This window comes from Pyramidobacter sp. C12-8, from assembly GCF_002007215.1.
Classification (GTDB): domain Bacteria; phylum Synergistota; class Synergistia; order Synergistales; family Dethiosulfovibrionaceae; genus Pyramidobacter.
Genome location: NZ_MUHX01000045.1, coordinates 1 through 11,643 on the forward strand (window position 1 = coordinate 1; position 11,643 = coordinate 11,643).

Below are 11,643 nucleotides of genomic sequence, written 5' to 3' on the forward strand. Positions count from 1 at the left end.
CTTAGCGGGATTCAGCTGGGCTGGTTGTCTTTTTCTAGTGTGGGGTTACGGGAATTTGGGATTCATTCGAGAATTCGCGGTCGACGAAAAGTTCCGCAACGAAAAAGGACGGCCGGCCATGGCGCGCCGAACCGTCCTTTTCTCTGAACCGTACCGATTTTTTGCGTGGCGGACGAGCGTTTACTTTTTGCCGAGCGGATCGATGTGCTTGACGCCGCCCATGTAGGGGACCAGCGCGTCGGGCAGGTCGATGGAGCCGTCGGCGTTCTGGCAGTTTTCCAGCACGGCGATGAGCGTGCGCCCGATCGCCAGGCCGGAACCGTTCAGCGTGTGCACGTAGCGGGGCTTGCCGCCGTCGGCGGGACGGTAGCGGGTGTTCATGCGGCGGGCCTGGAAGTCGACGCAGTTGCTGCACGAGCTGATCTCGCGGTAGCAGTTCTGGCTGGGCAGCCAGACTTCCACGTCGTAGGTCTTGGCGGAACCGAAGCCCATGTCGCCGGTGCAGAGCACGATGACGCGATAGGGCAGGCCGAGCCCCTGCAGAACGTCTTCGGCGTCGGCGGTAAGCTTTTCGAGTTCGTCCCAGCTGCTCTCGGGCGTACAGATCTTCACCATCTCGACCTTGTCGAACTGGTGCAGGCGCATGATGCCGCGCACGTCGCGCCCGTAGCTGCCGGATTCGCGGCGGAAGCAGGGCGTGTAGGCCGTGTAATATTTGGGCAGTTCGCTTTCGCCGAGCATCTCGCCGTGATGCATGTTGGTCAGCGGCACTTCGGCGGTGGGGATCATCCACAGATCGTCCTTGTCCACCTTGTAGAGATCCTCGGCGAACTTGGGCAGCTGCCCGGTGCCGAGCATCGACTCGGAGTTGACCATGACGGGGACGTTGAACTCGGTATAGCCGTGCTTCATGACGTGCAGGTCGAGCATGTAGTTCATGATGGCGCGCTCGAGGCGCGCTCCCAGTCCCTTGAAGACGGTGAAGCGGCTCTGGGCCATGCGGGGTCCGCGCTCGAAATCGAGCAGTCCGCAGACTTCAGCCACGTCCCAATGCGCTTTGGGCTCGAAATCGAACTGACGCGGCGTGCCCCAGCGGCGCACTTCCACGTTTTCGGTCTCGTCCTTGCCGACGGGCACGGAGGCGTCGGGACGGTTGGGGATCTGCAACATGAGCTGGCGGAGTTCTTCGTCAATCTCAGCCACGCGGGCGTCGTCGGCCTTGACCTGCTCGCCCAGTTTTTTCATCTCTTCCATGACGGCGGCAGCGTCGCCGCCGACCGCCTTGATCCTGCCGACTTCCTTGGAGCCGGCGTTGCGCCGGGCCTTGACTTCTTCGACGGACGCCAGCAGTTTCTTGCGTTCGTCGTCGAGCGCCAGCACTTTGTCGACGTCGAAGTCGTTGTTTCTCGCTTTCAGATAGGCCTTGACGGCCTCGGTCTCTTCTCGAATCGTACGGATGTCAAGCATGACGGGGGTACTCCTTTCTCAGTCGGAAGAAATCTATTCTTTGTTTTCGCGGATCTGTCTCAGCAGCGACGTCATTTCCAGCGCGGCCAGAGCGGCTTCGGCCCCCTTGTTGCCGGCCTTGCTGCCGGCGCGGAGCAGGGCCTGTTCCAGATTCTCGGTGGTCAGCACGCCAAAGGCAACGGGCACGCGCTGATCCAGCCCGATCGCGGCCAGTCCCTTCGACATCTCGGCGGAGACGAACTCGAAGTGGGGCGTGTCGCCGCGGATCACCGCGCCGAGCGCGATCACGGCGTCGTAACGGCCGGAAAGGGCCAGTTCCTTCACGGTCAGCGGCAGCTCCCAGGCCCCGGGCACCCAGTAAACGTCGAACTCGTTCATCTTCACGCCGTGGCGCACGAGCGCGTCCTTGGCTCCCTCCACCAGCTTGCCGCAGATCAGCTCGTTGAAGCGCGAGACGACGATGGCGTAGCGCTCGCCCTGAGCGACTAAATTCCCTTGAACTACTTTCATGGACATTCCTCCTGAAAACTTTTATAGAAAACGAAAGCCGTTCTGTCGATTTTACATCATTTCAGGCACAATCCAAGCCGGGAAGCGAAAATTCCGCCGTGAAATTACCAGCCCATCTGCACCAGTTTTTCCCGCGTCAGGGTTCCCGACGCTTCGGAAGAGCCGCGCGGCGCTTCCAGCCCCATCAGTTTCTCCACGTAGCGGGCGATCAGGTCGGTCTCGACGTTCACCCTCTTGCCGGCCGCCAGAGTTCCGAGAGTCGTGCGCGCCAGCGTCTCGGGGATCACGGCCGCGGAACAGGCGTTGCCCTCCACCGCCGCGACGGTCAGACTGACGCCGTCGACGCAGAGCGAGCCCTTGCGCACGACGTAGCGCGTCAGCTCCGGGGGCAGGTTCAGCCACAGCTCGGCCGCGTGGCGGCCGCGGCGCAGCGACATGACCAGAGCGGTGCCGTCCACATGCCCGGCCACGAAATGGCCGTCCAGACGTCCGTCGGCCGGCAGCGCCCGTTCGAGGTTGACGCGCTCGCCCGCGGTGACGAAAGAAAATCGCGACACGCTCATGGTTTCGCCGGTCAGTTCCACGGCGAACGAAACGCCGTCGCACTCGGTCACGGTCGTGCAGACGCCGCTGACGGCCACCGATTCGCCGCGTTTCAGTTCGCCGGCGAACGGAGAGCCGACGCGGAAAACGGTCACGTCCCCGCGGCGGGAGACGGAAACGATCGTCCCTACTGCTTCAACCAGTCCAGTGAACATGGATTTCCCCCTTCGATCCACAGGTCGCGCCCCGCGGTGCGGACGCCGCGCAGCGTCATGGGGATAGCGTCGTCCATGCGCCGCAGCCGAATAGAAGCCGTGATTTTCCGTCCCTCGCCCATGAACACGGGGGCCACGAAAAGCTGATATTCGTCGGCCAGCCCGGCGGCGATGAAGGCCGAACAGATGGTCGGTCCCGCTTCCACCAGCACGCGGGCAAGCCCCAGCTCCGCCAGTTTTTCCAGCGCGGCTTTCAGGTCGGGACGGGCCGCGGACGACGAAACGGCGTAAACGTGTCCGCTCCGTTCGGGCGGAATCGCCGTTCCTTCGGGAACGAAAACGATCGCGTCGCGGCGCAGGGCGTTGTAGTTCCCCTCCAAGACGGCGGGATCGGAACAGAGGATCACGGGCCGCGGCGACGGACCTTCCACGGCGCGGACGGTCAGCGACGGATCGTCGCGCTTCAACGTTCCCGAGCCGATCAGGATCGCGTCGTTCTCGCCGCGCAGGCGGTGACTTTCGGCGCGCGCCGCTTCGCCGGTGATCCACTGGCTGGTCCCGTCGGAAAGGGCCATGTTCCCGTCCAACGACAGCGCCGCTTTGAGCGTCACCCAGGGACGGCGGCGCGTCTGCAAAGACAAAAAGCCGCGGTTCAACCAGGCCGCTTCTTTTTGGAGCACGCCGCAGACGGTTTCGACGCCGGCGTCGCTCAAAATTTTCAGGCCGCGGCCGCCGACCTTCGGGTTGGGGTCGCCAACAGCGCACACGCAACGTGCGATACCGGCCCTCACCAGCGCCGGAGCGCAGGGCGGCTGACGGCCCTGATGGCTGCACGGCTCCAGCGTCACATAGGCGGTGGCGCCGCGCGCCTTGTCTCCGGCGTCGCGCAGGGCCGCCGCCTCGGCGTGAAGCCCGCCGAGATGGTCGTGCCAGCCGCGGCCGACTACCGCGCCGTCTTTGACGATCACACAGCCGACCATGGGGTTGGGCGTGGTTTTTCCCAGGCCGCGCAGCGCCAGATCGAGGGCCTGGCGCATGTGATGTTCGTCGGTCCATTGCTGTCTCATGCGCGATGGATGCCTCGCTTTCGTTTGGGATTGTACGTCCGGCGCACCGCGCCGCCGTCTTCCGTTTCCTCACCGGCCGCCGACAGCGCGCCGGCAGCTTCCGGCACATCGCGCCGCTCGGGCAGCGCTTCGCGGTAAGGCACGTCGATGGTCTTGTCCCAACGATATTTTGCCGTCTCCGGCACTGGGATCCCGATCGGGCGCTCCACGCGCACCAGCTCCACCGTCCTTTTGGGCGCCGGCGCTTCCGGCGCGGGGGCCTCGGTCAGGAAATCGAGGATCTTCGCGGCCTGAACGGGGCCGATGCCGGGCGCTTTTTGCAGTTCTTCCGCGGAGAGCGAAGCGATACGCTGCACGCTGCCGAACGTCGACAGCAGCAGCGCCGCCTTGTGCTTGCCGATGCCGGGGACGTCCTCCAGCGCCGAACGGCTGAGGCGCGAAACGCGCTTGCGGCGGTGCGTGGTGATGGCGAAGCGGTGCGACTCGTCGCGCACGCGCTGCAGAAGACGCAGCGCCGGATCGTTCCAGTCGAGCCGCAGCGGCGGCTTGTCCGGCTCGGTGAAGATCAGTTCGTCGCGTTTGGCCAGCGCGATCGTGCGGATCGCCACGGGCACCTCGGCCAGCGCCTGACGGGCGAAGGCCAGCTGCTCGGGGCCGCCGTCGATGAGGATCAGCTGCGGCAGCGGCAGCTGGCTTTCGATCATGCCGCGGTAACGCCGCAGCACCGTCTCGCGCATGGAGCGGAAATCGTCGATGCCGTCCACCGACTTGATGGCGTAACGGCGGTACAGCGACTGATTGGGATAACCCTGCTCGAAGACCACGGCCACGCCGTACGTCTCGCGTCCCGCCGAATGGGAGATGTCGAACCCGTCGATGCGCCACGGCACCACGGGCAGGCCGCAGAGGTCGCGCAGTCGCGTCATCGCGGCCCACGTGTCCTCGTCGAGATCGTCGGTGAGCGTCACCGAGAGCTTCTGGCGCGAGAACTTCCACAGGTCGCGGATCGTGTCGCGCGCCTTGGCCGCCTCTTCGAAGCGCATCTCCTTCGCCAAACGCTCCATGCGCGTCCGCAGGCGCGACACCAGATCGGCGGTCTGCCCGTTCAGCAGCATGAGGATGTCGTCGACGGTTTCGTTGTACTCTTTTTCCGTGCACTTGCCCGCGCAGGGGCCGAGGCACTTGCCGATATCGTACATTATACACGGGCGCGCCAGCTTTTCTTTTTCCAGATTCATCGAGCAGTTCCGCGCCGGGAAAAAATTCTTGATCAGGTTCAGCATGCTGCGCATCGCTCCGGCGCTGGTGTAGGGCCCGAAAACGCGCCCCGCCTTCGGGCGCGTGTGGGTGACCAGCACGCGCGGAAACCTTTCGGCCGTGACGACGATGAACGGATAGCGCGAGCCCATTTTCAGTTCCACGTTGAAGAACGGCTGGATCGCCTTGATCAGGCGGCTCTCGACGATAAACGCCTCCGACTCCGTTTCCGTGCGGATGAAGCTGATGTCCTGCACCGTCTGCACCAGCTTGCGCAGGCGCGGGATGGCGAAATCCCGATGGTTGAAATAGGACGAGACGCGGCGCTTCAGCTTTTTCGCCTTGCCGACGTAGATCACCCTGCCCGTTTCGTCGTGCATCAGATAGACGCCAGGCTTGAGCGGCAGAGTCCTGAGAATGGCGCGGATCCTCCCCATGCGTTCCCGTTCATCCATTCGCCGCGCCCCCCCTTCGTCATGATTCTTCGATTTGAAACCCTGAATTCCATGGACGTTTTTCGGAGTTCCTTTTCTCGTTTTCTCGGCTATAATAGAGCGACTGGATCGGTATAATTTTACACCAGAACGGAGGAACTGTTTATGGCACTTGCGCTTTATAACGATCTGACGCGTAAAAAGGAGCCTTTTGTCCCGCTGCGCGAAGGAAAGGTCACTTTTTACAGCTGCGGCCCCACCGTATACGACTATTTCCACATCGGCAACGCGCGCCCCTTCATCGTCTTCGACGTGCTGCGCCGTTATCTCGAGTTCCGCGGCTACGAAGTCACCTTCGTGCAGAACTTCACCGACATCGACGACAAGATGATCGCCCGCGCCAACCGCGACGGCGTCACCGTACAACAGCTGGCCGAAAAGACTATCACCGATTATTACGAAGACGCCGACGCGCTCGGCATCAAACGCGCCTCCTTCTACCCCCGCGCCACCGAGTACATCCCCAAGATCATCAAACTGATCCAGCGCGTCATCGACAACGGCCACGCCTACGTCGTCGACGGCACCGTGTATTTCGACGTGAAAAGCTTCCCCGCCTACGGCAAGCTCAGCCATCAGAACCTCGACGACCTGCAGTCGGGCGCGCGCATCGAAGTGGACGACGTCAAGCGCAGCCCGCTCGATTTCGTGCTCTGGAAGCCGCAGAAGCCCGGCGAACCCGCCTGGGAAAGCCCCTGGGGTCTCGGCCGCCCGGGCTGGCACATCGAGTGCAGCGCCATGTCCACCGATCTGCTCGGCGACACCGTCGACATTCACACCGGCGGCATCGACCTGGTCTTCCCTCACCACGAGAACGAGATCGCCCAGAGCGAGGCCGCCACGGGCAAACCGTTCGTCAAATACTGGCTGCACAACGAATACATCCTCATCAACGCCGAAAAGATGTCCAAGTCGCTGGGCAACTTCCTCACCGCCCGCGCCGCGCGTCAGAAGTTCCCGCCGCTGGCCATCCGCATGTTCATGCTCGGCGCCCACTACCGCTCGCCCATCAACTTCGCCCCCGAAGGCCTCGAACAGGCCGCCGCGGCCGTAGAACGCCTGCGCAACTGCTGGAGCGACCTGCAGTTCGCCAAGGGCGGCCGCCTCGGCGAAACATCCGCCGCCGGCGCCGCGCTTACGGCCGCGCTGGATACATTCCGCGAGGACTTCATCGCCGCCATGGACGACGATTTCAACACCGCCGCCGCCATCGGCGTGATCTTCGAGGCCGTCACCGAGGTCAACAAATACCTGAAAGGCAACGAAAAGCTCGACCCCGCCGCCGTGGCGGCCGCCGAAAAGTTCTTCGGCGACATCGACGGCGTCATGGGTATCATCGGCATCGAGCAGGAAAAGAAGGAAGAAAGCGGCGGCGAAGCCGCCCGGATCGAGGCGCTGATCGCCGAGCGCAACGCCGCCAGAAAGGCCAAGGATTTCAAACGTTCCGACGCCATCCGCGACGAGCTGGCCGCCCAGGGCGTCATCCTCGAAGACACGCCGCAGGGCACCAAGTGGAAGAAAAAAATCTAGCCCGTTCGATAACGGAAAGTCCCGATGGTCACGTGATCATCGGGACTTTTCCATTCAGAATGTTCGCCGTGGAACACTCGCAGTCGGTAAATATTTCACGGCAGATTCCGCTTCAACGCGACTGCCGCCTTTGGGGACGGCTCCTACGCAAAAAGCTCTTCTTTGCGGGCAAGGATTTCCACGCCGCCTTGGCAGGCCGGACAGAAGCAATACTTGCCGCCGGACGCTTTGACCTTCTTGCCCTGCTCCGTCATCCGGGCGACCGTTTCCGCGCCCAAAAGATCGACGGCGGCCTGACTTTTCAGGAAGTCCATCGTCGCGTCGATGCTCTGCACGTCCTCTTCCAGTTCCTGCACGAGCTTTTCCGCCGCTTCCTTCTGCTTCGGCGTGCCGACCGCGTCGAGCCATTCCTGCCCCGCGGCCTTCAATTCGGCGCAGCAGCTTCCGGCCGCAACAACTTCTTTCACTTTGGCGATCATCGCATTGTTGTCCATTCTCATCCCATCCTTTCGTTATGAGAACTTCAATTGCCGTTTTTATTATATCACGATGCGTTCAGGATATTTCCCAGCCCGAGAGACTTCGCTGAACATTCTTACAAAAAATACAACTTGCGGAAGCGGACTGTCCGTGTTATCATTCTACCGTTCATCGTCGTGTCCATGCCTGAGTGGCGGAATCGGTAGACGCAGGGGACTCAAAATCCCCCGTGGGCGACCACGTGAGGGTTCGAGTCCCTCCTTAGGCACCAATTGAAACAAACGCGCCTATTGCAACGGGCCGCTTGTGTATATTAAAATGGCGTCATGCTTACAGGGTTGCCTGAAAAAGGCGTAAATCCCCCGAGGTTGAATTGGGAACCATGGCGCTGAAATGGCCTCGCGCAGGCGAGGCTTAAGAGCTTTCCATGCGGCTACATGGAAGGCTCTTTTTTTGTCCTCCTTCCTGTGTAATTTTTCATATTACCATAAAGGGGCAATTTTGTGGATCGTCTTTATATCTAGCGTTTTAACGCTGGCGATAACCGCACGAATGGTGTAAAATACACACAGAGACAGGAGGTGATCTGAAATGCTTACAGTGGTCAGATTCGAGAGACTGAGGCGTGACGTGTCAGTGAAAGACCTGGCGGCACGGACCGGAGTCGATGCGGGAAGATACCGAAACTTTGAAAGGGGTGATAAATACAGGAAGCTTAACGATGCGGAGCTTGAGGGCGTAGCGAAGTGCCTGAGCATTCCCCGCGAGATGTTTGCCGACGCCAAGGGCGCGCCGCGTATGATGGCGTGAGGATAAAAAAAGACCGCTCGCCGGGCGTGGTTCCGGGAACGGTCGTAAGACTGGAGATGAATTCACTTTGTACTCTGATTATAGCATAAGACGTGGATATCCAGCTATAAACATAACTTTTTACCTAGCAAATGGAGGTTCAGATTATTATAGCTATCCTATAGACAGTCTGGAATCGAGACAAATTGCCTTGTATGAAAAGACCGGTGATTCTCAGGCAGTGGAAGAATTGATCAGCGAGATGTGCGAATACTTTAAAGAAGCGCTCCGCGGCGAATGTCTTGAGGGGGCTTTCAGATGGGTAGAGTGGCCAGGCGGCGACAGTGAGTTTTTCGATCCTGACAGGCAGTCGCAAATCATAGCGAATGAAGTGTACGACGCTATTGAATCCTATATTGAGCGTAGGCAAGAGGATCGCAGCAGGGAAATTTTAAGACTTCGCCGGCTCTTTAGCATGAAGAAAAGTAAACGCGTCTACTACTCAAGGGCACCTCGCGCCCGCCGTGAAAGAAGAAGTTCCCGCCGTTCACGTTCTTCCTTCGTGGCTACCTTTTCCCATTCCGAAGCTGACTCCGGCGGCGGAGGCGACGGTTCAGGCGATGGTGATGGAGACGGACAATCTGATTCGCATCATGTAGGCACTGGCCACGAGGCCCGTGTCAATGTTGTCGTAGACTCTCAACAGAATAAAAGTATCGAGGAACCGGGCATTGCCGCGCGGAGTGACGCGCTGGCGGTGGCTGGATTTTTTGTACCCTTTGAACGGGCGGAGGTGGCGGCATGACGGCGCAGAAAGACAGAGGAAACATCAAGATGCAGAACACGCAGCGCCGGATCGTGCTGGCCGCACTGCTCCAGGGAGAAGTGTTCGACCGCGAGCACGTCTTCTCCTGCGGCAAGGTATACGAGCTGGCCGCTCGAATCTGCGAACTGCGGAAAGCGGGCTGGCCAATCCTGACCGTGAAACACGAGGACTGGAAGCTGGCCAAGTATATGCTGATCGGCGCGAGGAAGGAGGCGGCGGGCGATGAGTAACCAGCGAGACATAAACGCCGCATGGTTCGAGAAGCGCGTCGAGCCTCAAGTCGAGAAGCTGACGCGAAGCAGCAGCGACGAGCTGCTCATGTGCTCGCCGCTGCGGGAAGACCGCAGCCCCTCCTTTACGGTCAACCTTGAAAAAGGCTGCTGGCACGATCTGGGTACCGACGAGAGCGGCACGCTGACGGAGCTAGCTGCACGTTTGGGCGTTCCCGCGCCGGAATACGCGGGCGGTGGAACTTCTTCCTCGAGGAAAGAACAGGACGCCAAGGCAGAGGCCGAGAACAAGGCAAGGGTTGAGGCGGCCCGTGCCGTGTGGGATATGAGCGTTGAAGAAGGAGTATCGACTCATGAATATCTGAAGGCCAAGCAGCTCGATGCAGCGGGCCTTGATCTGCGGGTGCTTTCCTTTAGCGGCCCCGCTGTGCCGAAGCCGTACCAGAAAATCCCCCGCCGCGGGCAGCTGGTGGTTCCCGTGAGAGACGCGAAGACGGATCAGCTCGTCGGCGTGGAAATGATCGATTGTTTCAAGGCCGACGGCAAATGGGGCAAGCGCGACCTTGGCGTTAAAGAAGCCGGGTACTGGGAAGCCGGAACATGCTCCAAAAAAGACGCTCCGCTCGTCTTCTGTGAGGGCATGGCTACAGCGGCAACCGTAAAGCGCTTTGTCGGCGATTCCGCGCGCGCGATCTGCTGCTTCGGGGCGGGCAACGTGCCCGTCGTGGCGGCGGTGCTTCATGCGCGGTTCCCCAAGAGTAAGATCATCGTTGCTACCGACGCTGACAGCGCCGGAGAAGCGGCATTCCTTTCCGTCGTCAATGGCGAGTGCGCGGAAGATCCCAAGACCGGCAGAAAGTTGAAGGCATGGAAGCGTGAGCCGATCCCCGATGCTCTGGAAGTCCGTCCGCCGAAAAAGGCCAGTTCCGACGGCGCCGCAGTGTCGGCGGGGCTGGACAGCTTCCGCGACGCTCAAGGACTGGACGCCGTACAGGCCGCCCTTCAAGCGCTGAAGGTTCATAAGCCGGAAGAGTGCCACGACGACTGGAACGATGTGATGTGCTGCGAGGGCGTACACAAGGCCGCGGAGATGTTTGCAAATCGCCTCTATGCCGCGAAGTTCGTCGGGGAATATCTGAACAAGGAATATAACGATGACGATGAACCGCTGACGGACATGAGCACTCTGACGGGCGGCCTCGTTCCCGAACGCTACTATGCCGTCGAGAATACGTTCCCGCAGGGGTTAACCGTCCTTGAAGCTCCGCCCAAGAGCGGCAAGAGCTGGCTCTGTTTGCAGGCGTGCGCCGCCATAGCCAAGGGCGCGCCCTTCATGGGGCTAAAGACGACGAAGAGTAAAGTTCTGTACATTGACTTCGAAGACGACGAGATCGAGATCAGAAAACGCTGGAAAGCGATTGGCGGCAGCGTGTCGGAGGATCAATTCATGATCCTGAGCCGCATTTCCGCTTTCGATCAGCGTGGACTGACGCGCCTTGCGAATCTAGTGCTCGAAAACAAGTTCCGCTTCGTGGTCGTCGATATGTGGGCGCAGGTCAAGCCGCCTTCAAGCGGCAAGGAAAACGCCTACATGGAAGAGAACAAGATCGCCCGTGCTATAAAGGCCATTGCCGACCGGCTGGGCATTGCCCTCGTCCTCGTCCACCACGAGAGAAAATACTCGTCGAGCCTGTCGATCATCGAAGCCGGAAGCGGCACTCAAGGTCTGCCGGGCGCGGCCGATTCTGTCGTGCGTCTGATGCCGCCCGAAACCGGGCTGAAGGGCGAGGGAACACGGGCCGTCCTTTCCAGAACCGGACGCCGCGTTCGCGCCGACGACACGCCGCTCGTCTGGACAGCTCCGGGCTGGCGCAGAATGACGGCCGAGGAAGTCCACGAGAAAGAAGATCAGGAAGTGAACGCCATCGAGCGAGCCATCTTCCAAACACTTAACGACAAGGACGCCCCGGCATCGACGAAAGAGATTATCGCCGGAGTGAAGAAAGCCTTCGCAGGGCAGAATATAAAACAGCCGTCGGAGAATTCAGTCCGCATTCATTTGTCACGCCTCGTACAGAATCGCGAGCTGGAACGCTGTGGACGCGGCTCCTATTGGTTCCCGGTCGCCCGTCCCTTGACGGAGGCGTTTGAAGAAGCCGCGAAGGAAGAACTTTCCCCTGAAACCTAGATTCCCGTAACCCCACACTAGAAAAAGACAACCAGCCCAGCTGAATC

Annotated in this window: 11 protein-coding genes and 1 tRNA gene; 6 read left to right on the forward strand and 6 right to left on the reverse strand. The window is 60.7% G+C overall.

Annotated elements, in window-relative coordinates; translation table 11 throughout:
* Nucleotides 1–180: 180 nt before the first annotated feature.
* The 5 genes from serS to B0D78_RS11660 all read right to left on the reverse strand — a co-directional run bounded on the left by serS (nt 181) and on the right by B0D78_RS11660 (nt 5,514).
* Complete coding sequence (gene serS / locus B0D78_RS11640) at nt 181–1,467, reverse strand: serine--tRNA ligase (protein ID WP_078017114.1); 1,287 nt, start codon at nt 1,465–1,467, stop codon at nt 181–183.
* Between the two features lie 33 nt (nt 1,468–1,500).
* Nucleotides 1,501–1,977, reverse strand: coding sequence for a 6,7-dimethyl-8-ribityllumazine synthase (gene ribH, locus B0D78_RS11645; protein ID WP_078017115.1), 477 nt, complete (start codon nt 1,975–1,977; stop codon nt 1,501–1,503).
* 104 nt (nt 1,978–2,081) lie between these two features.
* Nucleotides 2,082–2,735 (reverse strand): riboflavin synthase, encoded by a 654-nt coding sequence (locus tag B0D78_RS11650; protein WP_078017116.1) that lies wholly within the window; start codon nt 2,733–2,735, stop codon nt 2,082–2,084.
* On the reverse strand, nt 2,708–3,802 hold the full coding sequence (gene ribD, locus B0D78_RS11655) for a bifunctional diaminohydroxyphosphoribosylaminopyrimidine deaminase/5-amino-6-(5-phosphoribosylamino)uracil reductase RibD (protein WP_240496172.1): 1,095 nt from the start codon (nt 3,800–3,802) through the stop codon (nt 2,708–2,710). The genes B0D78_RS11650 and ribD overlap by 28 nt, the downstream gene beginning before the upstream one ends.
* Complete coding sequence (locus B0D78_RS11660) at nt 3,799–5,514, reverse strand: excinuclease ABC subunit UvrC (protein WP_078017117.1); 1,716 nt, start codon at nt 5,512–5,514, stop codon at nt 3,799–3,801. Before B0D78_RS11660 ends, ribD begins: the two co-directional genes overlap by 4 nt.
* Nucleotides 5,515–5,658: 144 nt before the next feature.
* On the opposite strand from B0D78_RS11660, the gene cysS reads away from it, so the two are divergent.
* Nucleotides 5,659–7,083, forward strand: a complete 1,425-nt coding sequence (cysS, locus tag B0D78_RS11665; RefSeq protein ID WP_078017118.1) for a cysteine--tRNA ligase — start codon at nt 5,659–5,661, stop codon at nt 7,081–7,083.
* A 143-nt stretch (nt 7,084–7,226) separates the two neighbouring features.
* Here cysS and B0D78_RS11670 read toward each other — a convergent pair whose 3' ends face one another.
* Nucleotides 7,227–7,577 (reverse strand): heat-shock protein Hsp90, encoded by a 351-nt coding sequence (locus tag B0D78_RS11670; protein WP_233543560.1) that lies wholly within the window; start codon nt 7,575–7,577, stop codon nt 7,227–7,229.
* A gap of 170 nt (nt 7,578–7,747) precedes the next feature.
* Here B0D78_RS11670 and B0D78_RS11675 point away from each other — a divergent pair.
* From B0D78_RS11675 to B0D78_RS11690, 5 genes are all read left to right on the forward strand, one after another.
* Nucleotides 7,748–7,834: transfer RNA gene (locus B0D78_RS11675), tRNA-Leu, on the forward strand.
* Nucleotides 7,835–8,154: 320 nt separating this feature from the next.
* Complete coding sequence (locus B0D78_RS11680; protein WP_078017120.1) at nt 8,155–8,373, forward strand: helix-turn-helix domain-containing protein; 219 nt, start codon at nt 8,155–8,157, stop codon at nt 8,371–8,373.
* A 190-nt stretch (nt 8,374–8,563) separates the two neighbouring features.
* Entirely contained in the window at nt 8,564–9,157 is a 594-nt protein-coding gene (locus B0D78_RS12625) for a hypothetical protein (RefSeq protein WP_168170126.1), read from the forward strand.
* Nucleotides 9,154–9,408 (forward strand): helix-turn-helix domain-containing protein, encoded by a 255-nt coding sequence (locus B0D78_RS11685; RefSeq protein WP_078017121.1) that lies wholly within the window; start codon nt 9,154–9,156, stop codon nt 9,406–9,408. The genes B0D78_RS12625 and B0D78_RS11685 overlap by 4 nt, the downstream gene beginning before the upstream one ends.
* A complete protein-coding gene (locus B0D78_RS11690) occupies nt 9,401–11,596 on the forward strand; it encodes an AAA family ATPase (RefSeq protein ID WP_078017122.1) in 2,196 nt (731 codons plus the stop codon). Before B0D78_RS11685 ends, B0D78_RS11690 begins: the two co-directional genes overlap by 8 nt.
* Nucleotides 11,597–11,643: the final 47 nt, after the last annotated feature.

Coding starts and splice junctions, on each gene's coding strand:
- serS (WP_078017114.1), bottom strand. CDS start 1,467: ATGCTTGACATCCGTACGATTCGAGAAGAGACCGAGGCCGTCAAGGCC.
- B0D78_RS11670 (WP_233543560.1), bottom strand. CDS start 7,577: ATGGACAACAATGCGATGATCGCCAAAGTGAAAGAAGTTGTTGCGGCC.
- B0D78_RS11685 (WP_078017121.1), top strand. CDS start 9,154: ATGACGGCGCAGAAAGACAGAGGAAACATCAAGATGCAGAACACGCAG.
- B0D78_RS11690 (WP_078017122.1), top strand. CDS start 9,401: ATGAGTAACCAGCGAGACATAAACGCCGCATGGTTCGAGAAGCGCGTC.
- ribH (WP_078017115.1), bottom strand. CDS start 1,977: ATGAAAGTAGTTCAAGGGAATTTAGTCGCTCAGGGCGAGCGCTACGCC.
- cysS (WP_078017118.1), top strand. CDS start 5,659: ATGGCACTTGCGCTTTATAACGATCTGACGCGTAAAAAGGAGCCTTTT.
- B0D78_RS11660 (WP_078017117.1), bottom strand. CDS start 5,514: ATGGATGAACGGGAACGCATGGGGAGGATCCGCGCCATTCTCAGGACT.
- ribD (WP_240496172.1), bottom strand. CDS start 3,802: ATGAGACAGCAATGGACCGACGAACATCACATGCGCCAGGCCCTCGAT.
- B0D78_RS11650 (WP_078017116.1), bottom strand. CDS start 2,735: ATGTTCACTGGACTGGTTGAAGCAGTAGGGACGATCGTTTCCGTCTCC.
- B0D78_RS11680 (WP_078017120.1), top strand. CDS start 8,155: ATGCTTACAGTGGTCAGATTCGAGAGACTGAGGCGTGACGTGTCAGTG.